The organism is [Leptolyngbya] sp. PCC 7376, from assembly GCF_000316605.1.
Taxonomy (GTDB): domain Bacteria; phylum Cyanobacteriota; class Cyanobacteriia; order Cyanobacteriales; family MRBY01; genus MRBY01.
In genome coordinates this window covers 831,068-854,497 of the sequence record NC_019683.1, presented here as the reverse complement: position 1 = coordinate 854,497, position 23,430 = coordinate 831,068, and the positions used below count along the sequence as shown (strand labels likewise).

Here is a 23,430-nt window from a genome sequence, read left to right as displayed (position 1 = left end):
ACCATTTTGATATTTCTCTTGTGGGTTGGCGATTTCTCTTCAGAGTAGCCCAAAAAAAAGGATCCTTCAGAAAAGTCGCAGTAAATGTAAACACTGATTTGGTGTTCAGCTCCATAGCTTGCTGATATCATGCCCTAATTCCACAAACATTTTGCGGAGTAGTGGCAGACTTAGGCCAATTACGTTGCTGTGACAGCCTTCTAGTTTTTCAATGAATAAACCACCTTTCCCTTCTAGGGCAAAGCAGCCAGCGCATTGAAGGGGTTCTTCACTCGCGACGTAAGCCTTAATGGTGGCATCATCGATCTTTGCAAAATGAACTTTAGTCATGCCATGACGAACGAGGGTCCGCTGTTGGTTTTGATCGACTAAAGCATGACCAGTATAGAGGACACCATAACTGCCACGCATGGACTGCCAACGGGCGATCGCCTCTGCGGGAGACTCTGGTTTCCCAAGAATCTCGCCTTGCACCAGTAATACAGAGTCACAGCCCAAAATCAGGGCATTTTGCCGTTGTTTGGCCACGGTTTCCGCTTTTGCTAGGGCTAAGGCTTCTACAAGTCGGGCGGGGTCAGACTCTTTAATTTGGTCTTCATCGAAGTTACTGACATGCACAATTGGATTAATACCGATTCCCTGCAATAGGCGACGGCGGGCCGGAGAGGCTGAGGCGAGGACTAATTCCATTGCTCTTTTCTAAATGTTTTCGTTAGCAGAGGGAGAGGTTGAGAAAGAAAAAGTGGGAGTAGTTTGCGAAAGCTGTTTACCTAATGGTTTGTCGCTGTTGGTTATAGATAATGTCAGATTCAATGGATATTAGAGTTTGAAGGATTTGATGATTGTATTAAACAGCCCATCTACGTCATCCCAACGTTCTTGTAAGGTCGAAAGATTAAAGCTATAGAGTTTGCCAAATTTTACGGCAACGGTGGCAAGGTCATGGCGGATTTGACCATTGGGTAGGGCAACTTGATATTCGAGGATGTAATAGGTTTGTCCCGCATCATCGGAACGTTCTTCCGCACGGATAAGTTCAGGTTGGCGATCGCTATTCTGACTCGCTTCTTGCATAAAGCGATAACCAACATCGGTAGGACTGCCCAGATCTGTGAGATTTTTTTCGACAGGTACATCACTAATAATGACGCTGAGATTTTCGGAATATTCGATTAAATCTCGAAATACAACGTCAACGCCCGTCTTTGCATTTTCGACATTGACTGGAATCCAACCATTGGGATACAAAAACTCATAGCCATAGGTTTCACTGCTATAGCTCTGTAAACTCCCTATGCCATCACCACAAGCGATTAGGCCTAAGCTACAACACAGCACTAATACTGCGGCGATCGCCTGTTTTCCGATTTGTCTCAAACGAGCTACTAACATTAACCACTCTCCGATTCACAATAAAAAAGCTGGAGCTTCCGTAGAATATGCTACCGAAAACCCCTAGCCTAATAAACCTTTCAATCCTGAAAATTCGGCGTGACTGTGCCCTTAAATGGGTCTAAACAGCCTCTTCTGTTTCGAGATTAAAGAGCATTTGGAGCGAATTCATACAAACCCGACGCGCCTCAATATCCTTCTGGGCACGGAGTTGAACCATCGGCTCGTGGAGAATTTTGTTGACGATACCGCGAGTCAAAGTTTCAATAACTTCTTGGTGCTTCTCTTCAAACTCAGACCCTAAGCGAGACAATGCTTTTTCGAGTTCCTGCTCTCGAATGCTCTCAACCTTACTGCGCAAAGAACTAATGGTTGGTACTGTTTCGAGAGATTGCCACCAGCTCATGTATTTCGAGACTTCTTCTTCAAGGAGAGTTTCTGCTTCTTCTGCCATTTTGCGGCGGGAGGCTTGGTTTTGCGCAACTACTTCTTTGAGCGCATCTACATTAAAGAGTTGTACTGTTTCTAACTCTTCAACGTCTGCTGCCACATTAAGCGGTACAGAAATATCGATGAGCATTAATTTTTCGAGGTCAAGAGTTTCCAGCTTTGCTTTATCGATAATGGGCTGAGTTGCACCTGTACTAGTAAAGACAATGTCAGATTTTTCAGTGATATTGAGCATTTCGGGGAGTAGCTCTAACTGAAGACTCGCGTTGGGGAATTTCTTCGCTAATTCTTTCGCGCCGCGCTCGGAACGGTTCACGATGGTGATATCCTCAGCACCTTTAGACAGGAGGTGCTGTACCAAAAGACGAGACATTTTACCTGCACCAACAATGGCAATCTTTTGAGTGGATAGATCTGGCACTTTCATTTGCGCCAACTCAACTGCTGCAGAACTGATTGAAACGGCACCTGTACCGATATTGGTTTCGCTGCGTACTCGCTTTCCAGCAGTGATGGACTGTTTAAACATCTTGTCGAGGAGCCGCCCTAGACCTTTGTGCTTTTGGCCAAGTTTATGGGCTTTTTTGACCTGCGCCAAAATTTGACCTTCGCCAAGTACAAGACTTTCTAGACCCGCAGCCACACGCATCAAGTGACGAATCGCGTCTTGGTGTAAGAGGGTGAATAGATAGGGACGGAGGTGATTGAGACGAAGTTGCCCTTGCTCGGCTAAAAATTGGCACACTTCCCGGATGCCCTGCTCAGTTTCCTGTACAACCGCGTAAATCTCTAGACGGTTACAGGTGCTAATAACTGAGATTTCTTCGACGTGGGGATAGGACTTCAGATGGGCGATCGCCTCGTCTATTTTGGCTTCTTGAATACTGAGCTTTTCTCTGATTTCAACGGGGGCTGTCTTGTGACTTAGACCAACAACAACAATATTCATGGGGAGTTCTCTAAAAAAAGTTGAGTCTCTGTGGTGCTTCAACTGCTGTGGGAAGCCAAGAGAGTTTTATTAAAAAAGTTTTTTATGTTCCTATGCAATGTAGTGCTCGGACAATTCGCAACAAAAGGTTTTGTAAAGAAAATTTATTTAACTTTATGACAATAGAAAAAGGCGATCGCCATTGGCGATCGCCTTTCTGATATCTAGTGAAATTGACTTTAAAATAATTCCGCTAGCTTATTTTCTAACTCACGATGATTTAGTGAAGTTCGATTTTCTGAGGCTCTTCCCACATGTGAACTGTGTCGACAAAGCGAGCAGTCATGGATTGGCTGGAGATAATGAGGGATTGGGTACGTGCACCACCATGGAACAAACGTACACCGTTCATCAAAGTACCGGGAGTGATACCACAACCAGCGAAGAGAACTTCCTCACCAGAAGCAAGCTCATCAGCTTCGTAGACCTTGTCAGGATCTGCAACGCCCATTTCCTTAAGACGAGCAGCGTTACCTTCTTTAGTCCATTTCTCACTTTCGGGAGTGTTAACTTCAGCAGGATCGTAGATGAGGCGACCTTGGAAGTGACCACCGAGACAACGCATTGCCGCTGCGGAGATAACACCTTCAGGAGCTGCACCAACACCCATAAGAGCGTGGATGTTAGTTCCTTCAAATGCACAACAGATAGCCGCAGAAACGTCACCATCGCTGATGAGACGAACGCGTGCGCCAGTTGCACGAATTTCTTTGATCAAGTCAGCGTGGCGAGGACGATCCATCACAACGATAACGAGTTCTTGAGGAGTACGGTTGAGGCACTCACAAAGAATTTTGATGTTTTCGGTCGCAGATTTACGGATATCTACTTTGCCCTTTGCCGCTGGGGGAGCTGCAAGCTTCTGCATGTAGAAGTCAGGCGCGTGGAAAAGTCCACCTTTCTCGGAAATAGCGAGAACAGCCATGGAACCGGGTTGACCGTTTGCAACGAGGTTAGTACCTTCGCAAGGGTCAACAGCGATGTCGATTTCGATGAGTTCTTCGAGGGTGCAAACTTCAGATGCATTCTCTTGAGTACAAATACCAACTTCTTCACCGATGTAAAGCATAGGCGCTTCGTCACGCTCACCTTCACCAATTACGATGCGACCACGCATGTGGATTTTGTTCATGCGCTCACGCATTGCTTCTACTGCTACTTCATCCGCAGTATCCTTTTCGCCTAAACCCATCCACTTGGATGATGCGATCGCCGCCTGTTCAACGACTTCAATGATTTCTAAACCGAGGGTGCTATCCACGCGTTAAATCCTCCAGATTGCTAACGTTCTGATTTATATCAGGTGTTAAGTTTTGTTGTAATCTCCCAAAGTCTATCAGACAAGGGCGATCGCCTTAGAGGATCTCTTCGAAAAACATCAGGTTTACTCATTGGGCAGATGGTCATCTATTGCCATAGGCATATATTTCTATTCTGAAAGTTAGAGAAATAAGCGGTATCAAACGCTAGCCTGCTTGCCACTAGATCATGAGCGTGTGTTGTAAGAAGTTGCGCATTGAAACCATTGCAGCTGTGGGAATTTCGTGACCACCCATAAATTCAAAGTACTCAGTTTCTACACCGATCTGAGTGAGTTCTTTTTTTGCTTTTTTCGCGGCGGTCAAGGGCACAACTGTATCTTGGGTACCGTGAATGAGAAGAGTTGGCGGAAAATTACCGCTACGTTCTAAGGGGTTGTAATGCAAATAACCACTGCAACTACAAACGGCAGCGAAATTGAACATTAAACCGACATCTAAGGTCATGGCCCCACCTTGGGAAAATCCCACCATTGCGGTGCGTTCTGGCGGAATACCGGTGAGAGCTGGGAGGGAGTCTAGCCATTTGCTAAGGCGATCACGACTTTCTTCAATACCCTGAAAATCCTGTCGCTCTAAGGCATACCATGCTCGCCCTGTTGGCATTTGAAAATGTTCAAAGGGGGCATTGGGAAAGAGAAAACGGCAATTCGGTAGATCTAAAACTTCCGCTAAAGGCTGTAAATCGTTATAGTTTGCGCCCCAGCCGTGCAACATTAACACCAGATATTCTACTGATGAGGTTTTAACCGCCTGATAGGACAAAGAATCGAGATAGGTGCTTTTCATCTCAGAACCCCCAATTGACAAAAATGCTTGCTGTTTAGCGTAGCGGTTTTGCCAAAGGTTTATTCAAGATTTTGGGGTTTGAATTTATTTTTCTGGTCAAAGCTACGGTCTAAATATTCACTGATGTTGAGCTGGAAAGCATCAAGGAAATGCACAATCCACTGGGATTTTGGGTTTTTGAGTTTGGCGTAATAGTTTTTCAACGCGGCGATCGCATCGGCAAAACATTGATAGCTTGGGCGACTCAGTAGCATTAACCGCAAAAGCATTAGACCAAAAACGTCGTATTGTTCCTGTACCGCCAGCATCGTAAACATTGGAGAAGGATAGGGATAGCCTTGGGTTGTCAGCAGGCTAATCAAACGATTACAAGTTCTCAGTTTGAGACGGAGATCAACTTTCTTTTTATCTTGTTCAACCCATAGTTGATTGAGGGTTTCTTCCATTCGCTGCTTGAGGGAGTCTAAGCCTGGCTCCTCGGCGATCGCCGTCCACAGATAGCGCATGAGAGCTTTTTTGTAGTCAGCGTATGTGACAGTCTCGGTTTGCTGTAAAAAAATATTCGCTAAATTCGCTGGTGCAAATGTGCCACGGCGTGACCAAATCTCCAGCATCACATCGAGAATACTCGCATCCAGCTCACTCAGTTTTTTGGATTTACTCAGGCGCTGTTGCGCACCTTTGAGACCCATCTGAGTCGCTTGTTGCTTTGCTTGGTGTAGTGCCCAATGATGCTTCAACTGAGTTTGGCGTTGCTGAAGCTGGCGCTTTTTTTTCTCGCGCTGCCGCCGAACCGAGCTGATTTGCGAATTACTCATAGCTCAAAAAATAGGTGGAACCCTAATCATTAATATTCCCGATTCATAGACGCACTACCACTACTATAGGGAATCTTGTTACGCATTAGTATCGCAAATAACACAAATGCACAAATGTGTACGTACGTATAGAAAGACTTGTCGTAACTTCATCCCCCTAAATAGCTCAGTGATTGCGATGTAGCAATGGGATGGTATTTCAACAAAAAAGGAGAGCTAAACAATTGAACTCTCCCACCCTGTTGGATTTTTTAGTTGAATTTAGATTGTTGGTGATCGCCTCACTCCCTTCGCTCTATAGAAAGCAAAAGAAGAGAAACTAGAAACAAGCTGAAATTATCGGTCTACAGAACCCATAATCACGTCGATACTACCCAGAATCGCCATAATGTCCGCAACCTTCACGCCCTTCAAGATGTGAGGCAAGATTTGGAGGTTGTTAAAATCGGCAGAACGAATCTTCCAGCGCCAAGGGAATACATCATTTGTTCCTTGAATGAAGATGCCGATTTCGCCTTTGCCGCTCTCCATCCGAACGTAATGTTCGCCTTCAGGAATTTTGAAAGTTGGTGCCACTTTCTTAGCGATGTACTGATAATCAAAGCCATTCCACTCAGATTTTTTGCCTTCGAGCATCCGCTTGGCTTCAAGGTTTTCGTAAGCTCCACCAGGCATTCCCTTGAGAGCTTGGCGAATAATTTTGACAGATTCGCGCATCTCACGAATACGGACGAGGTAACGGGCAAAACAGTCACCTGCTGTTTCCCACTGAACATCCCAATCAAAGTCGTCATAACATTCGTAGTGATCGACTTTGCGGAGATCCCACTTCACACCGGAACCTCGGAGCATCGGGCCTGATAAACCCCAATTGATCGCTTCATCACGGGTAACAGTGCCCACGCCTTCTACGCGGCGGCGGAAAATAGGGTTGTTGGTGATGAGTTTTTCGTACTCATCGATTTTCGGATCAAAATAATCACAGAAATCTAGACATTTATCATTCCAACCGTAGGGAAGATCAACTGCAACACCACCAATACGAAAATAGTTGTTATTGATCAAACGCATGCCGGAAGCGGCTTCCCATAAGTCATAAATCATCTCCCGCTCACGGAAGATGTAGAAAAATGGAGTTTGGGCACCAACGTCTGCGAGGAACGGGCCAAGCCATAGTAAATGGTTTGCAATACGGTTCAGTTCGAGCATCACCACACGAATATACTGAGCACGTTTGGGAACGGTGATGTCAGCAAGTTTTTCCGGTGCATTAACGGTGATCGCTTCGTTAAACATTCCTGCTGCATAATCCCAACGACTGACGTAGGGAACATACATGATGTTTGTACGGTTTTCGGCGATCTTTTCCATGCCCCGGTGCAGATAACCGATGACGGGTTCACAATCAACCACGTCTTCTCCATCTAGGGTGACAATCAGGCGTAAGACGCCGTGCATGGAGGGGTGGTGAGGCCCCATGTTGAGCACCATGGGTTCGGTTCTAGTTTCAATTTTTGACATTGATCCGCAGTGTTTCCCTTAGGCTTTTATATATTCTGGCGATGTGATGGATTTAGAACCCTATCTTTTGGCGATCGCCCCCGTAACGCGACTTGACGGTAAAAGTTGTCAGAGTGGTTGCTATGGGGAAACTGATACGCTAGGTTTATTTCCTTCTGAACATTATAAAGTTTAGGTTAACCATGACAAGCTTGCCGCGGTTCCGGGATGAAGGTCTGCTGACCCAAGCCCTGACCCATAGCTCTTATTGCAACGAACATCCTGAGGTGAAACAAGACAATGAACGGCTGGAATTTCTTGGGGATGCTGTTCTAAAGTTTGTGATGGGAAAGCTTTTGTATGAGCAGTTTCCGGAACTTCAGGAAGGGGAACTGAGCCGTCTGCGGGCAGGTTTAGAAAATAATCGTCATCAGTTAGCGACCTTTGCGATGGATCTGGGTTTGGATAGTCTATTGCGACTAGGTAAAGGGACAGAAAATATTGGGGCCAGGCAAAATCCAGAAATTCTTAGTGATGCTTTTGAGGCAATTGTCGGAGCTTATTTCCTAGATGCAGGTATCGATTTGGCGATCGCCTTTGTTGAGGAATTGGTTTTACCTATTGCAGTGAAGCTGGCTGCCCAGCCGGAATTAGTCACTGCTCAGAATGTCAAAGGCGCTTTACAGGAATGGGCTTTGGCAGAAATTGGGGCGCTCCCACAATATAAAACTCTTGCGGAATCGGGTGCTGATCATGTGAAGACTTTTACTGTGGCTGTCTATGTCAAAGACCATGAATATGGCAGAGGCACCGCAAAATCGAAAAAATTGGCTCAAAAAAAAGCTGCTCAAGCTGCTCTCAAGGCAATTAATCAAGACAACGATAAATCAAAGTCTCCTAACATTACTGCTGGCTCACCAGAAGGCGATCGCCTAACCCTTCTACAACAGTTAGCCCAGCAAAATAGCCTACAGAGCTGATATCGAGATAAATCCAAAATCAGCAGAGAATCTTAAACTTCGGTGGGGAAACTTAGTGATTCTGAAAAGTCCGATACAATATAGCTTGACTTTAGTTTACAAAAGCCAATATTTGTTTACGGTGAGATGCCTGTGACCCAGTATTCCTCTGTTTCTCCCGACTATCGACTCGGATCTACAACCCTCAAGCGATATGACCATCAGGCGATCGCCCACTACTATTTTTGGCGACCTTGGAAAGCATTATGGCGAACCTTCATTATAGTTTGGCTTTTCGGTGGATTTGCCCTGAGACTATGGCTAGATAAACGAAACGGAGAAACAGAACAAAGTCGCAACCGCCGTGCGAACGAATTACGAGAAATTCTGACTCGCTTAGGCCCTACATTCATTAAAGTCGGACAGGCACTCTCTACACGCCCTGATTTGATTAAAGTAGATTTCCTTGAAGAGTTGATCAAACTCCAAGACCAACTTCCTTCTTTTAGTAATGCGATCGCCTTTGCCATTATCGAAAAAGATTTAGGCTGTAGCATTAGCGATGTCTACAGCGAAATTTCTCCAGAACCTGTCGCTGCCGCAAGTCTAGCTCAGGTTTATCGTGCCCGTCTTTATAGCGGTGAAGAGGTTGCCGTTAAAGTACAGCGTCCCAAACTTCTACCGATTTTGACCCTCGATTTATATCTGATGCGGATTGGTGCGACTTTTCTTGCGCCTTATCTACCTCTCAATCTTGGTCATGATCTGACGCTGATTGTGGATGAATTTGGCCTTAAGCTTTTTGAGGAAATCGACTACATCAATGAAGGTCGTAACGCTGAAAAGTTTGCCACTAACTTTGCTGATGATCCACGCGTTAAAGTTCCCTCTATTTATTGGGATTACACCAGCTCTCGCTTGCTGACCCTTGAATGGATTAATGGTTACAAACTCAGTGAGTTAGATCGAATGCGCGCTGCTGGTTTAAACCCCGATGAAATTATTGAAATTGGTGTTACAACTGGACTTCGACAGCTACTAGAACATGGATTTTTTCATGCTGATCCCCACCCCGGCAATCTGTTTGCGACGTTTGACGGGAAGATGGCTTATATCGATTTTGGCATGATGGATCAGCTCGATAACAAGACAAAAGAAACCATTGCCAGCTCTGTCGTTCAGCTCATTAATCAAGACTATGAAGCCCTTGCGAGAGATTTTGTTGAACTCGGTTTCTTAGCGCCTCACACGGATATCCGCCCGATTATCCCTGCTCTGGAGAAAGTCTTGGGGAATGCCGTTGGTGAGAGCGTTGGGGACTTTAACTTTAAGACAATCACCGATGACTTTTCAGAGCTGATGTATGAGTATCCGTTCCGGGTGCCTGCTAAGTTTGCGTTGATTATTCGTTCTCTGGTTACCCAAGAAGGTTTGGCATTAAGTCTGAATCCGGATTTCAAAATTGTTGAGATTTCCTACCCTTACGTTTCGCGCCGTCTGCTCACTGCTGAAACGCCTGAGCTACGCCGTAAGCTTCTTGAAATACTCTTCAAAGATGGGAAATTTCAGTGGCAACGTCTTGAAAATATGTTGGCGATCGCCAGTGCGGATAGAAGCTTTGATATTTTGCCAACCGCGCAAATGGGCTTTCAATATTTAATGTCTGAGGAAGGGGGAGAAATCCGCCGGATGTTAATTCTTGCCTTGATCGAAGATGATCGTTTACATACTGCAGAAGTACAGCGTTTGTGGGATTTATTGAAGGATGAATTCCAGCCTCAAAAACTTTTAGGCATTGCATGGTCAGGTCTGCGGACTCTCTCTACCAATAGAATTGCTGCCGTCTTGCCAAGTTTCGCCCAAACTCGGTCATAATTGAAATCAATAAAATTTAAGATTTGTAAATACAGATGATGGAAGATTATTATTATTTCTATATGACGCAGCCACCTTTGGTGATGGTTGCACTCGGTTTCTTTATTGCTGTGACAAGTGGTGCAGCTTTTCAGGGCACGCTCAAGCTCAAAGCTCGTGAAATCGTCGCTAATGAAAATAGTATTCGTGAGCAGCTGTCTGTGATTGGCTTGCAACTGCCTCTGTTTGGTATCGGCACAGGCATGAGTATTTTCCTGGCGAGCGGCTTGCAAATCTTTTTTATTCCTGCATGGTTCGCTTATTCTTTGTCTTTACCTTTAACCCTCGCAACCGTCGGTTTGCTATGGAAGCAGTTAGGCCGTGTGATTCAGATTTTGCGTGAAGGTGGTTCTGCTGCTCTTGAAGAGGATTCTTTCAGTATTTTGTAAGCAGGTAGTTTTTCACACAACCAAATTTTTAAAGCGGGCTTGATTTTATTCAAGTCTCTTTTTTTGTGTGAATGAGCTTAAAGGTTTCGGATTGACCCAAAATTTCAAACTCAGGGAAATGCTGTTGGTTTGCTTCGAATGCGCCATGATCTACTAACCAATATTGTTCTGTTTGAATGTCATCTAGGTTTGCTGGGAGAATTTGGCGATCTCCATAAAAATCTAAACTCGGGCGACTATAGCCAAAGGTGGTAAAAAGTTTAGTGGTTTCAGGTGTTTGAGTCCGAATAATTTCGCCAGTTTGTTTTACGGGAAATGCCTCATTGACTTCCCAAAGCCACGACGTTGAGCAAAATAAAAGCCCAAGAGTTGCATACATTCCCACAATAAAAGTGGTTATAAAATTCTGGCTTTTGCGCTGCCAATACCAACCCGCAATACCAAACATCGCAGCGATCGCCAAAGACATGAGAATCAAGCTTGTCTGAGGATCGGTGAAGACAAAATAGATGGCACTAAGGGCAGTGAGAATTGAGAGGAAATAAAAGCAATACTGAAATGGGAAACGATAGTATTTTGTGGATCTTAGTTCGTCAAATCCTGAGAGATAATAGCCCACAGCTAAAGCCATAAAAGGATAAATCGGCATAATATACCATGGTAATTTTGTCCCCATCGTGGAGATGAGAAACCCATAAAACATGGATCCACCGAGGATTAATTGGCCATGCTTTTCATATTGTTCTTGCCAAATTAAGCGATAGCTCTGGGGCAAAAAAAATAGCCAAGGCGCAGTATATTTAGCGATTTCGAGAATATAAAACCATGGTGGATGTTGATGATTTTCTACAGTGTCAGAGACGCGATCAATGCCCTGTGATAGAAAATGCACATCGATAAATATTTGGCCGTAGTGATTAATTTGAGACCAGTACCACCAAATTACTGGTAGGAAGCCAATTAGACATCCCAACCAAAGGTAAAAGTTTTTGATGATCTGCCAACGCTTATCGCGCAAGCTAAATAACAAGGCGATCGCCACAATGGGAAGCACTAATAGTCCTTTCGTGAAGGTGATGATCCCGAAACCAACCCCAATCCCTAAGCCAAAAACTTTTTGTTTTTCCGCCTTGAGAAAACACCAAAAGCTCAAGATCATGGCAGTCAGCACTAAGCCATCCAACATAAGAAGGCGTCCATGGCGCACCACAGGCAAAAGCGTCAAATAAACCGAGGCACTCAGTAGGGCCGCCCGAATTGATTGTTGTTTTTCAGCAAACAGCTCTTTACCCAAGCAATACAGCAGAGGTACGCCCAGAGCACTGGCGATCGCCCCCGGTAAACGACTTGTCCATTCATTCACCCCACCGAGGCGGTAACTCAAAGTCACTAACCAATCCATGAGCGGTGGCTTATTTAGATATGGCTCTCCAAATTGAGTCGGATGGAGCCAATTACCTGTCCGAAAAATTTCCCGCGCGACTAAAGCTCTCGTCCCTTCATCCCAATCCCTGAGTGGCACATTGCCGAGATTGAAACAAAACAGACAGAGAGCCACGACCGTCAACCCCAAAATAATTTGGCGATCACCCCAGCCTTTGAATGTAGGCATCAAGATTATTCGTCGCTAGCAGCAGCTTTTTTCTTGGTAGTTGTTTTTTTCTTCGCTGTGGTGGTTTTCTTTTTAGCTGTAGTGGTCTTTTTCTTTGCCGTTGTTTTCTTTTTAGTGGTGGTCTTTTTCTTTGTGGTTTTCTTCTTGCCCTTAGATGCAGCCTTTTCGTCGATGAGTTCGAGTGCCTTGGCGAGAGTTATTGTTTCCACCGTTTCGCCTTCTGGCAAACCAGCATTGGTTTTCAGGTGATTCACATAAATGCCATAGGGGCCTTCGTAAACATTGACAGGCTCATTATCTGCTGGGTGCTTACCAAGCTCCTTGAGAGGTGTTTTTGTTTTGCCGCGACCACGACTCCGTTTCGGTTGCGCCAATAGTTCCATTGCGCGCTCGAAGCTAATGGTAAACAGATCATCTTCCTTTTTCAGGGAACGATAATCCTTGCCTTCTTTCCCTTGATCATGAACCACATAGGGGCCAAACCGACCTAAGCCAACTTTAACTGGCTTGCTCGACTCAGGATGTTCTCCCAATAAGCGCGGTAGTGACAAAAGCTGAATTGCCATCTCAAAGGTGAGATCCTCTGGCTTGACGTTTTTGGGAAGGGAAGCTCGTTTGGGTTTTTTCTTTTCCTCAGTTACCTGACCAAGTTGCACATAAGGCCCATAACTGCCGACAAGTAGATAAATTGGATCTCCCGTTTCGGGATGTTCACCCAATTGCTCTGGCCCTTCAGTTTTTTGCTTGAGGATGGTCTCCACTTGAGCAGGATCAAGATCCGATGGAGTGAGATCGGCAGGCAATGAAGCCGTAATTTTCTCTTCGCCTTGCTCTGACTCGATGTAAGGGCCAAATCGTCCAATTTTTACCTTGACCGGTAAATTTTCGATGGCGATCGCCTTAGCGACAGACGGATCAATATTCTCTTCTTGAACTTTAACCTGAGTGCCGAGACCTTCATCACCAAGGTAGAAATTTTTCAGATAGGGGAGCCATTGCGCTTTCCCTGTCGCAATCTCATCAAGAGTATGCTCCATGTGGGAAGTGAAATCAGTGTCCACCAAATTGGGGAAATGCTCTTCCAATAATGCCGTTACGGCGAAGGCTGTAAAGGTTGGTGTGAGGGCTTTATCTCGGATTTGTACATAGCCACGGTCAACAATGGTGCCGATAATTGTTGCATAGGTACTAGGACGACCGATACCTTTACCTTCAAGGCCTTTAACAAGACTTGCTTCGGTATAGCGAGCAGGAGGTTTTGTATTGTGCTCAATTTCATCGAGCTGTTTGCAGGTGGGCTTGTCGCCTTCTTTTAGATCGGGCAGTACAACCTCTTGATTTTCGAGCGCTGCATCGGGATCATCCGAACCCTCTACATATGCACGGAAGAAACCAGGGAAATCAATGCGCTTACCTGAAGACCGGAATTCGGCATCATCAACTTTCAAAGTGAGGGAGAGCTGAGTCAACTTTGCGTCAGCCATCTGACAGGCAACAGTACGTTTCCAAATCAATTCGTAAAGTTTGAACTCACGACCGCTTAAGCCCGTTTCCTTTGGTGTACGGAAACTGCTACCTGCCGGACGAATTGCTTCGTGGGCTTCCTGAGCACCTTTACTCTTTGTTTTGTAACGGCGTACTTGAGGGCTGAGGTAATCCTTCCCATATTTTTCTTCGACACAGCTACGGGCAGCAGTCACGGCTTGATCTGACAGGTGCACCGAGTCAGTACGCATGTAGGTGATATAGCCCTCTTCGTAAAGCTTTTGGGCTGTGCGCATCGTATCCCGCGCTGAAATGCCCAGCTTACGGTTCGATTCCTGCTGTAATGTCGAGGTTGTAAAAGGAGGTGAAGGACGGCGGGTGCTGGGTTTTTCTTCAGTTTTGCTGACAACCCATTCTTGATCTTTAATGCGCTCTTTGAGGGCGATCGCCTCCTCTTGAGACAGAAGAACAACTTTTTTTCCTTTCTTTAACTTGCCTGTGTCTGGATCAAAGTCGCTACCAATCGCAATCTTTTTGCCGTCGAGGGTAACCAGCTTTGCATCAAACTTGGAGCGCTTTTGTTGGAGCTGCGCTTTCAGATCCCAATATTGACCAGACTGGAATGCCTGTCTTTCCCGTTCCCGTTGTACCAAGAGACGTACAGAAACTGACTGTACTCGACCTGCCGATAAGCCCTTTGCAATTTTGCGCCAGAGCAGTGGCGACAGCGTGTAGCCAACTAATCTATCTAGAATTCGACGTGTTTCTTGAGCATGGACGAGGTTGACATCAATTTCTCGGCAATTAGTCAGCGCTTTTTGAATTGCTTCTTGGGTGATCTCATGGAACACCATCCGTTTGATGGGTACTTTCGGTTTAAGGACTTCGAGCAAATGCCAGCTAATACTTTCACCTTCGCGGTCTTCATCCGTTGCCAGAATCAGTTCATCTGCTTCCTTGAGGGCTTGTTTGAGTTCGGTGACAACTTTTTTCTTTTTCTTCGGCACGATGTAGAGCGGTGCGAAGTTTTCGTCCACATTTACCCCAAGCTGTGACCAAGGCTGTCCTTTTTTATCTTTAGGGACTTCGTCGGCAGAAGAAGGAAGGTCGCGGATATGCCCCATAGAGGCAGTCACATGATATTCCTGCGGTAGGTAATTCCGGATTGTACGGGCTTTGGTCGGTGATTCGACGATGACAAGGGTGGACATGGGTTGTCGATTTAAGAGTATTGGGGGAAAGGTTTGACGATGTATACCTTATATATTTAATCAATGTCTTACGAATATGCTATCCGTCAAGGCTTAAGAGTTTGTAAAAACCGAACTTGATGATGGTGGGTCGTCAATATTCGATGGGATCATGATTCTCAAGTCGTGAGGAAGCAGAGATAAGTCAGGATAGAACTGAGCTTGACTGATGAAGCCTTGCTACATAAAGGTTTAGTTTGTCATCATCGTTGGGATTTTGTGTGATTATTAGTGGCAATATTTGCAGCCAAAGGAAGGGATTATCCGTAAAGATTTCGTCCTTTCTGATTTTTTGCTGAAATTTATTGAGATTTTGACGAGTTTGGTGGCAAAGCTGGGTCTGAAATTCGGTGTTTGCCATTTCCAAGTTAGTTTGCGGTATTGTTAAATGTTAATTGGTTCACTAAGCCTGTAAGAGCAAAAATGGATTTTTCAAGTACCGTTGCGAGCCAGTTGTATACTGGGGCAATTTTGCCGGAAAGCATCGTAATTTTGACCCTCGTCGTCGTTCTTGTCGGGGATTTGATTGTGGGGCGTTCCCGTTCGGGTTGGATCCCCTATGTGGCGATCGCCGGACTATTGAGTTCGACTGTTGCCCTATATTTCGGTTGGGATAATCCGAATCCGGTGGCATTTCTCGGCGCGTTTAACAGCGATAACCTGAGTATTTTGTTCAGGGGTATTATCGTTCTGTCCACGGCATTCACTGTGATGATGTCGGTGCGTTACGTCGAACGATCTGGTACGGCACTTTCAGAATTTGTTTGTATTCTCCTTACGGCAACCCTCGGCGGGATGTTCCTTTCGGGAGCAAATGAGCTGGTGATGATTTTCGTCTCCCTTGAAATGCTCAGTATTTCTTCCTACCTGCTGACGGGTTACATGAAACGTGACCCCCGCTCTAACGAAGCTGCGCTCAAATATCTCCTCATTGGTGCAGCAAGTTCAGCAATTTTCCTTTACGGTGTTTCTCTGCTTTACGGTTTGTCTGGTGGCGAAACAATCCTCAGCGACATCGCCGCGAATATTACGGATGCCCAAGGTGGTCAATCCTTAGCGTTGGCGATCGCCCTAGTCTTTGCCATTGCAGGTATTGCCTTTAAGATTTCCGCGGTACCTTTCCACCAGTGGACACCTGATGTTTACGAAGGCTCTCCCACACCTGTTGTGGCCTTCCTTTCCGTTGGTTCGAAAGCGGCTGGTTTTGCCCTTGCAATTCGTTTACTTGTTACTGTTTTTAGCTCCGTTATCGACGAATGGCATTTGATTTTCACCGCCCTTGCCGTCCTCAGTATGGTGCTCGGTAACGTCGTGGCTCTCGCTCAAACCAGCATGAAGCGGATGCTTGCCTACTCTTCTATCGCGCAAGCTGGCTTTGTGATGATTGGCCTAGTGGCAAACACTGATGCAGGCTACTCCAGTGTTATTTTCTACTTGCTGATTTATCTCTTCATGAATCTCGGCGCGTTCACCTGTGTCATCCTCTTCTCCCTACGCACTGGTACCGACCAAATCGCTGAATATGCCGGTCTATATCAGAAAGATCCTTTGCTAACTTTGGGCTTGAGTGTATGTCTGTTGTCCCTTGGTGGTATTCCGCCATTGGCCGGCTTCTTCGGTAAAATCTATCTCTTCTGGGCAGGTTGGCAGGCAGGCCTCTATTGGCTTGTACTCCTCGGTCTTCTCACGAGTGTGGTTTCCATTTACTACTACATTCGTGTCATCAAGATGATGGTTGTAAAAGAGCCTCAGGAAATGTCGGACTCTGTTCGCAACTATCCCGCTGTCACTTGGACTGCAGTGGGCATGAGACCTCTACAAGTTGGTTTAGTGTTCGCGTTAGTGGTGACATCTCTGGCCGGTATTTTGTCCAACCCGCTCTTTGTGATTGCTGATAGCTCTGTAACCAGTACGCCTATGATTCAGGCGATTATCCATTCCCAAGAAACTGTTGCTGAACAGCAAGCTGATATCGTCGAAAAGGTGGCGATCGCCAACAACTAAATATTTTGTTTCAGTTGAGCGCAATAAAAAATTTCCCTCTTCATAATAGAAGGGGGTTTTTTATTGAATATTCGAAAAGCGTTGTAATGCTATGGCAAAAACAGTGTTGGTCTGCTGCCATCAAACCTGCCCAAAACAAGGGGCATTAGAGGTTTTACAGGAATTTCAGAAATACGAAGATGGGCAGATTACCGTGATCCGTAGTGGCTGTCTCGGAGAATGTGGCAGTGGCCCCATGGTGAAGGTGATGCCCGACAAAGCTTGGTACAACAATGTCCAAGTACGAAATGTGAAGGCGATCGCCACTCAACATCTCCAAGGCGGTAAACCCGTCAAAAAATTACTTTTCTGGAAATACCACGAACAGAAAAATTATGTGACTGTTTGGATCAGTATTTTTCTTGGTTTCTGGGCAACGATTATTCTCTTGTTTTGGGTTTTATCTAGCTACACCCATTTAAACTTTATTTTTTAGGCTTTAGAAACCTAATTATTTGGTTTGATCAACTTTAGGAATTTTTATCGAGAGCAATTAAGAAAATAAAAAATATAATAATGGAAATTCCTGTAATTATGCGGATCAATAAAAATGGTGATAGAAAGGCCCATGTGAATGGGAATACAAATACTGGTAAGACTAGAACAGGAATAAGTCCTCCTCTAATTCCCAATAGCTCTTTACCTATAATTTGTGGATACTGACTTTTTTGTTGTTGATCAAAATTTTTGTCCCAACTTTTTACTAGAGCATATATTGATCGGGATGCAGCAAGAATACCAATAGCTATAACAATAGATGATGTGATTCCGCTGATTGCAATACATTTTCTAACTAAATTCAAACGTTCTTCAAGCTCTTGAAAACTATTATGGTTTAATGCGATTGCTTCTGCTGAGATTGATATGCTATATGCAGAAAATAGGAATCCTTGAAGGACAAGTAGCCATGTTGTTCTGTTATTTAATAATTGATCTTCATGTTTGATTTGCTCTCTTGTTAATTCATAGAACTTCTGGGCTTTCATAGCTGACTTGTAAGCTAAAAATAAACTTATATATTTACGGTTTTAGCTCATCAAGGATAGTAAAGCGTACATGATTTAACGCTAATTCACCAATTGATGTTTCCTCTTTTTGGATCATTTCGCCATTGCGGTAGAGCTTTTCAAACTTCACACCCTTGGCCATTTCTGCGTGATACCAAGCTAATCCCATAAAGAAACGCGAGGGATAGGGCCCACCATCCTGAATATCGTCAGGGTTTGATTCCATCGGTAACCAACCATAGCCGGGCAGGTGAAATTCCATCCAAACGTGGTTGTAGTCTGGTTGGAGCGGAATATTTCGCTGGTGGGCATCCATCGGACATTTGTAGCGACCCACAGTACGACTCGCGATGCCATTTAAACGGGACAGAGCTAGTAACACCCCCAAGTACTCACCACAGGAGCCAACACCACGTCGCAGGGCAATATCCGGTGTATCGATGTGGGGTTTAATGCCATAAGACAAATGGTCATAAACGTAATTTCGGATCGAATACATTTGCCGTAAAAAGTTGGCTTCGTTGGTGATCGCCTCGGTGGCAGCTCGTTTGATAATGTCTGTTTCCATGGCGAGGTTGTCATTATCAACGAGGTATTTTGCTGCGAATTCTGGTGTTAACTCGGGAATATCTTCACAGTCGAGGGGGTTGAGCTGATATTTAATACCCCACACCTGAAGTTTGGCGCGCCATCCAAAGACATGACGTTGCGTGTTGGTGAGGTGATCGAACTTAAACACAGCAATGCGTTGCCCATCGACAATTTCTTCAGTAAAGGGAATACCAATGGGTTCCACTTCGACAATTTGCTGGCGGTGAGTTTCTGCAGGTAGAGCAATTTTCCATTCCAAATCCTTCAGTTCAAACGGATCAAGGGGCGATAACTCCTCGACGTAGCTCATCTCAATTAAAAAGCCATTGGACAGAGCAAACTTTTCATCTTCGTAATAACGGAAATGGAGCGGATGTAGAAAGGTGACCTCGCGATATTGCAGTTCGTAGTTTGGATCGGCATTCGGATTGTCGCGGATGTAGGGTTCTTGGTCAGCGTAGGCAACGTATAAAACTTCTTCGCTCGTGTCGGGGTCGATGTAGAGCGTTACGCCGGTGGGAGAGGCAAAGGGGGTAAGGAGACTGAGTTTGATTTCGCCAGTGGCACGGTCGAGACAATAAACTGTTTGTTCGAGATTATCCGAAACCCAGAGGTCTTCGTTGTGGATAAATAAGTTTTCGATGCCGATACCAGGGGCATAAAGTTGGGTGATTTCTTTGCCATTGACCGCGTTATAAACGGAAATTTCACCCCGTTTTTGGCAGCTCACGTAAACGCTATTGCCAGATACTGCGACACCGCTCGCGTTATCTCGTAGGCGAATAAAGAGTTCTGGATTCCATTGCCCATCGGTCATGGAGCATTTATAAACGTTTTCACCACTTGTAAACCAGAGGGTTTCGTCGGCGATCGCCAACCCTGTTGCTCCGATAAAAACTGACCATGTTTCTGTATTTAAAATTTCTGTGGCGTCAGTTTTGGGATCAATTCGGATGAGGTAGCCATTAATCGTCTCAATCGCCCAGAAATACCCCTCATGAAACGCAATGCCGTGGAGCGCATAGGTGGCAATCGGACGGATGGTACGGTGAGTAGTGGGGGTTGCAGTGTTCAATCTCTCTGGTTCCGGTCGAGTAACGTTTTGATCCAATTAGGATTATCTCCTACGGCACTGCCTCTTTTGAACTTTTTTCGGTGAGCATTTTATGAGATTTGCAGTCTGAACATAACGACATCTGAGGGGGAATCGATGGCAGATTTAATCAAAAACTTTGAACGACAACAGGCGATCGCCTGGCTAGACAAAAATGTCTCAGAGCATCGAGTGCAGCATATTCTCGGTGTTGAAACGATGGCAGGCGAACTTGCTGAAATCCATGGTGTGAAACAGCAACAGGCAAAAATCGCAGGCTTGCTCCATGATTTGGCAAAATTTTTTCCACCCCAAAAGCTATTAGATTTGGCAGCAGATGCGGCGATCGCCATTGATGATATTTGCGCGCAAGTGCCCCACCTCCTCCATGCTGATGTCAGCGCTGTGGTAGCAAAAAAAGAATTTGGGATCACTGACCCAGAAATCCTTGAGGCGATCGCCCTGCATACGTTAGGCGGTGCAGAGATGAGTGATCTGAGTTGCATTATTTTTATTGCCGATGCCCTAGAACCCGGTCGTGGAGACAATAAAAAACTGAATAAATTACGGGAACTCAGCAAGAAAAATCTTCGGAAAGCTGTCTGGAAAGTCTGCGATTACACCCTCAAATATCTCGTTAAACAGAACAAAACTATTCATCCTCGCGTGATTATTACCCGCAACTGGGCCCTACAATCCGTACGTGCTTAAACCAAAATTCATATACCAACCTGTAAATATTGCCGAACCCTTATACAGCTTTATTATCACGCTCTCAAAGAATCAAAAATCTTTGCCATAATTAGAGTCATCTTTGCAAATGTCATTGTTTTGAATACGGCTCAAACACCTGTGTTTTTAGGGAATAGGACGTGAGTTGCATTACTTATTGCAATCTCATCCGGCTTTATTACCTCCCCCAAGGAATAATAAAAAACACTCGCTCTCGACCTAATTTAGAGCAACAATATTTTGCAACTTCTACCACCTGCATCTTCGCCGCTCACTATTTATGCTTAGTCAATCTTTCCGTCAATGGGGCTTATATACGGGCTTGATCGTTATTGGATGCGGAATGGGTGTGGCGAGTCATGCCTATTGGACGCAGGGTCAGCTGAACGCAACGCTCAAATCCTATGAAGAATTTTATGGCAGTGATGCCCTTCTGAATAATCCCCGTGATGGCTCAGTGAATTTCATTGCGCAGGCGGTACAGGAAGTGGGATCGGCTGTGGTGCGTATCGATGCGACGAAGGATTTGTACAGTCAGGATATGTCGTCGCCGCTTTTTAAACGTTTCTTTGATCAGGATATTCCGAGTTTAGAACCCGATATTGAGCAGGGGACAGGTTCGGGTTTTATTCTCAGTAGTGATGGACAACTGATTACTAATGCCCATGTGGTCGAAGGGAGTTCGACGGTCAAAGTCACTCTCAAAGATGGTCAGGTTTTTAGTGGCAAAGTGATCGGGGTGGATGAGCTAACGGATATCGCTGTAATTAAAATTGAGGCGACGGATCTTCCCACGGCTAAGCTCGGTAATGCCGAATCATTAATTCCTGGTGAATGGGCGATCGCCATCGGAAATCCCTTGGGTTTCGACAATACGGTGACGATTGGCATTATTAGCGCTTTGGATCGACCGAGTGCGCAGGTGGGTATTCCGGATAAGCGGGTGCGATTTATTCAGACGGATGCGGCGATTAATCCCGGTAATTCTGGTGGCCCTTTGTTGAATGTGCGGGGTGAAGTGATTGGTTTAAATACGGCGATTCGCACGGATGCCCAGGGGCTAGGTTTTGCGATCCCCATCGAGACAGCCCAGCGCATTGCAGAGCAATTATTTGCGAAAGGCGAGGCGGATCATCCCTATCTTGGGATTCGGATGTTGACTCTCGATGGCGAAGGTAAGGAACGAGCTAAAGAATATTTTTCGGATTCGATTGGTGATGTCGGTAATGAGCATGGAGTGCTTGTGGTTGGGGTGGTTGATGATTCTCCAGCGGCGATCGCCGATCTGCGAGAGGGGGATATTATCCGCAAAGTGGGTGATCGGGTTGTGCATACAGCGATTGAAGTGCAAGAAGCTGTTGAAAATAGCGTGATTGGTCAGGTGCTCCTTGTTGAAGTAAAGCGGGAAGACAAAACCGAAGTTTTAAAAGTTCGTCCCACTAATTTCCCGGTGAACTACTAATCTTGGTTAAGGCTGCGTTACGACGATATCCATGACCAATGAAAATTTGACGGCGCTGATGATTGGCAATTCTCGCTATCACTGGGCAGAGATTCTTGATGGTAGAATCCAGCGGGTTTGGCATACCTCCCACAATGAAACGCTGCCAAATCTTGACTCCCCGCTCGTGTTTGCGTCTGTGGTTCCAGCTCAGGGCGATCGCCTCAAACGCCACTATCCGACAGCCACCAAAATTACCCTTGCCGATATTCCTCTCGGAAATTTGTACCCAACTCTAGGCATTGACCGTGCTTTAGCAATGTATGGTGCAGGTGAAATCTATGGTTATCCTTGTCTAGTGATCGATGGCGGCACGGCTCTAACCTTTTCAGGAGTGGATGGCGATCGCCGATTTGTAGGGGGCGCAATTTTACCGGGTCTACGGCTTCAATTCCAGATGCTTCCCCAAGGGACTGCAGCATTACCTTCTATCGAATTGCCCGAACAGTTGCCGACCCGCTGGGCACAGGAAACTAAAGAGGCGATCGCCAGTGGGATTTTACATACCGTTTCTGCTGGTCTAAATAGCTTTATCGATAATTGGTTAACGAAATATCCCACAAGTTCAATTTTGGTGACAGGAGGAGATGGAAACTTCCTCAAGCAATCTGTTCCGCATCCAGAACTGGTGCATATAGATGCTGATTTAGTTTTGCAAGGATTGGTGAAATTATGGCTTACGCAAAAATGGGTCAAAAAAAAGGAGAAAGACCTGTAAGCCTCTCTCCTACTTAAGATTGGAGAATACAACTGTTTAATGCATTAAGGATGCTGCCTAAGCCGGATCATTAAGCGTTTTCAGACTCATCACTCTTACGACGGGATGCTGCACCGAAAAGACCACCGAGAATTGGAAGCACAGCAGCAGGAGTAGGGACAGCTTCTGGAGGAGTTGTAGGAGGGGTGACCGGAGGAATAACTGGTGGAGTCACGGGAGGCTCAACTGGAGGTACAGGAGGTACAACCGGAGGAGTAGTCCCGCAATTACTGATTAAACATTCACCTGTATATAGGGTTAGGTGAGAGAGCCCAGGCTGGTTGCCGCCACCGTTGAGCAGTCCAAGAGTTGACCAATTAATCGTAGAGATATCATCAGTCTTGAAGAGCATATACCCGGGGCTTGCTTTAACAGAAAAGGCACCGAAACCATTTAAGCCAGTTTCCCAAATTCCTGATAATGCACCGTGAGCACCTGCAGTGAAGCTACCGAAGCCATCATCGGATTTGCCAGCAACTGACCAAGAGTAATCAGAAACTAGGTTATTTAGATTTTCAACTCCTGTGCCACGACGGCCAGTATCGTTTCCGTCGAAGGTTCCGAGCTGCATCACCATAGCGTTGGCACTGGGAGCAACCATAACAGCTGTTGCAGAGAGGACGGAGGTGGCGATCGCCCCTAAAAGTAATTTCTTGTTCATTCTTAACCTTGATTATCTGATTGGACTGAAGATGCAGAGAGAGATTAAAAGCAAGTAGAAACTAATAAAAAGTACAGAGAGAAAGTAATTATTGATTAATCCGACTTATTGCTTTTAGCACTCAAATATACGAATTAGATTGGCCGCTAATTGGCTATGTAAAAAGAATAGCAATTGGTT

21 protein-coding genes are annotated in these 23,430 nt (G+C 45.4%); 9 read left to right on the top strand and 12 right to left on the bottom strand.

Features of this window, described 5'->3' with window-relative positions; genetic code table 11:
* Nucleotides 1–105 precede the first annotated feature (105 nt).
* From LEPTO7376_RS03885 to LEPTO7376_RS03855, 7 genes are all read right to left on the bottom strand, one after another.
* On the bottom strand, nucleotides 106–690 hold the full coding sequence (locus LEPTO7376_RS03885; protein ID WP_015132945.1) for a nucleoside triphosphate pyrophosphatase: 585 nt from the start codon (nucleotides 688–690) through the stop codon (nucleotides 106–108).
* 129 nt (nucleotides 691–819) lie between these two features.
* Entirely contained in the window at nucleotides 820–1,392 is a 573-nt protein-coding gene (gene psbP / locus LEPTO7376_RS03880) for a photosystem II reaction center PsbP (protein WP_015132944.1), read from the bottom strand.
* Nucleotides 1,393–1,513: 121 nt separating this feature from the next.
* The gene (locus LEPTO7376_RS03875) at nucleotides 1,514–2,791 is read right to left on the bottom strand and encodes a glutamyl-tRNA reductase (RefSeq protein WP_015132943.1); all 1,278 of its coding nucleotides are present in this window, start codon (nucleotides 2,789–2,791) and stop codon (nucleotides 1,514–1,516) included.
* A gap of 259 nt (nucleotides 2,792–3,050) precedes the next feature.
* Complete coding sequence (gene glpX, locus LEPTO7376_RS03870) at nucleotides 3,051–4,091, bottom strand: class II fructose-bisphosphatase (RefSeq protein WP_015132942.1); 1,041 nt, start codon at nucleotides 4,089–4,091, stop codon at nucleotides 3,051–3,053.
* A 220-nt stretch (nucleotides 4,092–4,311) separates the two neighbouring features.
* Nucleotides 4,312–4,938, bottom strand: a complete 627-nt coding sequence (locus LEPTO7376_RS03865; protein WP_015132941.1) for an alpha/beta hydrolase — start codon at nucleotides 4,936–4,938, stop codon at nucleotides 4,312–4,314.
* A gap of 59 nt (nucleotides 4,939–4,997) precedes the next feature.
* Nucleotides 4,998–5,756 carry a hypothetical protein gene (locus LEPTO7376_RS03860; protein WP_041763146.1) on the bottom strand — a complete coding sequence of 253 codons (759 nt, stop codon included), beginning with the start codon at nucleotides 5,754–5,756 and terminating at the stop codon, nucleotides 4,998–5,000.
* Nucleotides 5,757–6,092: 336 nt separating this feature from the next.
* Entirely contained in the window at nucleotides 6,093–7,277 is a 1,185-nt protein-coding gene (locus LEPTO7376_RS03855; protein WP_015132940.1) for an NAD(P)H-quinone oxidoreductase subunit H, read from the bottom strand.
* A 46-nt stretch (nucleotides 7,278–7,323) separates the two neighbouring features.
* Between LEPTO7376_RS03855 and LEPTO7376_RS28245 the strand changes: the two genes are divergently transcribed.
* From LEPTO7376_RS28245 to LEPTO7376_RS03840, 4 genes are all read left to right on the top strand, one after another.
* Nucleotides 7,324–7,452, top strand: a complete 129-nt coding sequence (locus LEPTO7376_RS28245; RefSeq protein ID WP_015132939.1) for a hypothetical protein — start codon at nucleotides 7,324–7,326, stop codon at nucleotides 7,450–7,452.
* A 7-nt stretch (nucleotides 7,453–7,459) separates the two neighbouring features.
* Nucleotides 7,460–8,236, top strand: coding sequence for a ribonuclease III (gene rnc, locus LEPTO7376_RS03850; RefSeq protein ID WP_015132938.1), 777 nt, complete (start codon nucleotides 7,460–7,462; stop codon nucleotides 8,234–8,236).
* Between the two features lie 126 nt (nucleotides 8,237–8,362).
* Entirely contained in the window at nucleotides 8,363–10,090 is a 1,728-nt protein-coding gene (locus LEPTO7376_RS03845) for an AarF/ABC1/UbiB kinase family protein (protein WP_015132937.1), read from the top strand.
* 35 nt (nucleotides 10,091–10,125) lie between these two features.
* Nucleotides 10,126–10,518, top strand: a complete 393-nt coding sequence (locus LEPTO7376_RS03840; RefSeq protein ID WP_041763145.1) for a hypothetical protein — start codon at nucleotides 10,126–10,128, stop codon at nucleotides 10,516–10,518.
* A gap of 49 nt (nucleotides 10,519–10,567) precedes the next feature.
* Here the strand turns inward: LEPTO7376_RS03840 and LEPTO7376_RS03835 are convergent, their stop codons facing one another.
* Complete coding sequence (locus tag LEPTO7376_RS03835) at nucleotides 10,568–12,130, bottom strand: glycosyltransferase family 39 protein (protein WP_015132935.1); 1,563 nt, start codon at nucleotides 12,128–12,130, stop codon at nucleotides 10,568–10,570.
* A 5-nt stretch (nucleotides 12,131–12,135) separates the two neighbouring features.
* Complete coding sequence (gene topA / locus LEPTO7376_RS03830) at nucleotides 12,136–14,826, bottom strand: type I DNA topoisomerase (protein WP_015132934.1); 2,691 nt, start codon at nucleotides 14,824–14,826, stop codon at nucleotides 12,136–12,138.
* A 462-nt stretch (nucleotides 14,827–15,288) separates the two neighbouring features.
* On the opposite strand from topA, the gene LEPTO7376_RS03820 reads away from it, so the two are divergent.
* Together LEPTO7376_RS03820 and LEPTO7376_RS03815 are read left to right on the top strand one after the other, a co-directional pair.
* Nucleotides 15,289–16,869, top strand: a complete 1,581-nt coding sequence (locus LEPTO7376_RS03820) for an NAD(P)H-quinone oxidoreductase subunit N (protein WP_015132933.1) — start codon at nucleotides 15,289–15,291, stop codon at nucleotides 16,867–16,869.
* A gap of 91 nt (nucleotides 16,870–16,960) precedes the next feature.
* Nucleotides 16,961–17,344 (top strand): ferredoxin, encoded by a 384-nt coding sequence (locus tag LEPTO7376_RS03815; protein WP_015132932.1) that lies wholly within the window; start codon nucleotides 16,961–16,963, stop codon nucleotides 17,342–17,344.
* Nucleotides 17,345–17,378: 34 nt separating this feature from the next.
* Here LEPTO7376_RS03815 and LEPTO7376_RS03810 read toward each other — a convergent pair whose 3' ends face one another.
* Both LEPTO7376_RS03810 and LEPTO7376_RS03805 read right to left on the bottom strand, forming a co-directional pair.
* On the bottom strand, nucleotides 17,379–17,894 hold the full coding sequence (locus LEPTO7376_RS03810) for a hypothetical protein (RefSeq protein ID WP_015132931.1): 516 nt from the start codon (nucleotides 17,892–17,894) through the stop codon (nucleotides 17,379–17,381).
* Between the two features lie 34 nt (nucleotides 17,895–17,928).
* Complete coding sequence (locus tag LEPTO7376_RS03805) at nucleotides 17,929–19,581, bottom strand: transglutaminase domain-containing protein (RefSeq protein WP_041764890.1); 1,653 nt, start codon at nucleotides 19,579–19,581, stop codon at nucleotides 17,929–17,931.
* A gap of 135 nt (nucleotides 19,582–19,716) precedes the next feature.
* On the opposite strand from LEPTO7376_RS03805, the gene yqeK reads away from it, so the two are divergent.
* The 3 genes from yqeK to LEPTO7376_RS03790 all read left to right on the top strand — a co-directional run bounded on the left by yqeK (nucleotide 19,717) and on the right by LEPTO7376_RS03790 (nucleotide 22,550).
* Nucleotides 19,717–20,310, top strand: a complete 594-nt coding sequence (gene yqeK / locus LEPTO7376_RS03800) for a bis(5'-nucleosyl)-tetraphosphatase (symmetrical) YqeK (RefSeq protein ID WP_015132929.1) — start codon at nucleotides 19,717–19,719, stop codon at nucleotides 20,308–20,310.
* 301 nt (nucleotides 20,311–20,611) lie between these two features.
* The gene (locus tag LEPTO7376_RS03795) at nucleotides 20,612–21,793 is read left to right on the top strand and encodes an HhoA/HhoB/HtrA family serine endopeptidase (protein ID WP_015132928.1); all 1,182 of its coding nucleotides are present in this window, start codon (nucleotides 20,612–20,614) and stop codon (nucleotides 21,791–21,793) included.
* 31 nt (nucleotides 21,794–21,824) lie between these two features.
* Nucleotides 21,825–22,550: a pantothenate kinase gene (locus tag LEPTO7376_RS03790; protein WP_015132927.1), complete on the top strand. Its 726-nt coding sequence runs from the start codon at nucleotides 21,825–21,827 to the stop codon at nucleotides 22,548–22,550.
* 70 nt (nucleotides 22,551–22,620) lie between these two features.
* Here the strand turns inward: LEPTO7376_RS03790 and LEPTO7376_RS26180 are convergent, their stop codons facing one another.
* Complete coding sequence (locus tag LEPTO7376_RS26180) at nucleotides 22,621–23,250, bottom strand: PTPA-CTERM sorting domain-containing protein (protein ID WP_015132926.1); 630 nt, start codon at nucleotides 23,248–23,250, stop codon at nucleotides 22,621–22,623.
* Between the last annotated feature and the right edge of the window lie 180 nt (nucleotides 23,251–23,430).

What these genes read in the sequence shown, in the direction of transcription:
- LEPTO7376_RS03865 (WP_015132941.1), bottom strand. Translation starts at nt 4,938, where the DNA reads ATGAAAAGCACCTATCTCGATTCTTTGTCCTATCAGGCGGTTAAAACC.
- topA (WP_015132934.1), bottom strand. Translation starts at nt 14,826, where the DNA reads ATGTCCACCCTTGTCATCGTCGAATCACCGACCAAAGCCCGTACAATC.
- LEPTO7376_RS03790 (WP_015132927.1), top strand. Translation starts at nt 21,825, where the DNA reads ATGACCAATGAAAATTTGACGGCGCTGATGATTGGCAATTCTCGCTAT.
- LEPTO7376_RS03875 (WP_015132943.1), bottom strand. Translation starts at nt 2,791, where the DNA reads ATGAATATTGTTGTTGTTGGTCTAAGTCACAAGACAGCCCCCGTTGAA.
- LEPTO7376_RS03845 (WP_015132937.1), top strand. Translation starts at nt 8,363, where the DNA reads ATGCCTGTGACCCAGTATTCCTCTGTTTCTCCCGACTATCGACTCGGA.
- LEPTO7376_RS03885 (WP_015132945.1), bottom strand. Translation starts at nt 690, where the DNA reads ATGGAATTAGTCCTCGCCTCAGCCTCTCCGGCCCGCCGTCGCCTATTG.
- LEPTO7376_RS03815 (WP_015132932.1), top strand. Translation starts at nt 16,961, where the DNA reads ATGGCAAAAACAGTGTTGGTCTGCTGCCATCAAACCTGCCCAAAACAA.
- LEPTO7376_RS28245 (WP_015132939.1), top strand. Translation starts at nt 7,324, where the DNA reads ATGGATTTAGAACCCTATCTTTTGGCGATCGCCCCCGTAACGCGACTT.
- yqeK (WP_015132929.1), top strand. Translation starts at nt 19,717, where the DNA reads ATGGCAGATTTAATCAAAAACTTTGAACGACAACAGGCGATCGCCTGG.
- LEPTO7376_RS03810 (WP_015132931.1), bottom strand. Translation starts at nt 17,894, where the DNA reads ATGAAAGCCCAGAAGTTCTATGAATTAACAAGAGAGCAAATCAAACAT.
- LEPTO7376_RS03855 (WP_015132940.1), bottom strand. Translation starts at nt 7,277, where the DNA reads ATGTCAAAAATTGAAACTAGAACCGAACCCATGGTGCTCAACATGGGG.
- rnc (WP_015132938.1), top strand. Translation starts at nt 7,460, where the DNA reads ATGACAAGCTTGCCGCGGTTCCGGGATGAAGGTCTGCTGACCCAAGCC.
- LEPTO7376_RS03860 (WP_041763146.1), bottom strand. Translation starts at nt 5,756, where the DNA reads ATGAGTAATTCGCAAATCAGCTCGGTTCGGCGGCAGCGCGAGAAAAAA.
- LEPTO7376_RS03820 (WP_015132933.1), top strand. Translation starts at nt 15,289, where the DNA reads ATGGATTTTTCAAGTACCGTTGCGAGCCAGTTGTATACTGGGGCAATT.
- psbP (WP_015132944.1), bottom strand. Translation starts at nt 1,392, where the DNA reads ATGTTAGTAGCTCGTTTGAGACAAATCGGAAAACAGGCGATCGCCGCA.
- LEPTO7376_RS03835 (WP_015132935.1), bottom strand. Translation starts at nt 12,130, where the DNA reads ATGCCTACATTCAAAGGCTGGGGTGATCGCCAAATTATTTTGGGGTTG.
- LEPTO7376_RS03795 (WP_015132928.1), top strand. Translation starts at nt 20,612, where the DNA reads ATGCTTAGTCAATCTTTCCGTCAATGGGGCTTATATACGGGCTTGATC.
- LEPTO7376_RS26180 (WP_015132926.1), bottom strand. Translation starts at nt 23,250, where the DNA reads ATGAACAAGAAATTACTTTTAGGGGCGATCGCCACCTCCGTCCTCTCT.
- LEPTO7376_RS03840 (WP_041763145.1), top strand. Translation starts at nt 10,126, where the DNA reads ATGATGGAAGATTATTATTATTTCTATATGACGCAGCCACCTTTGGTG.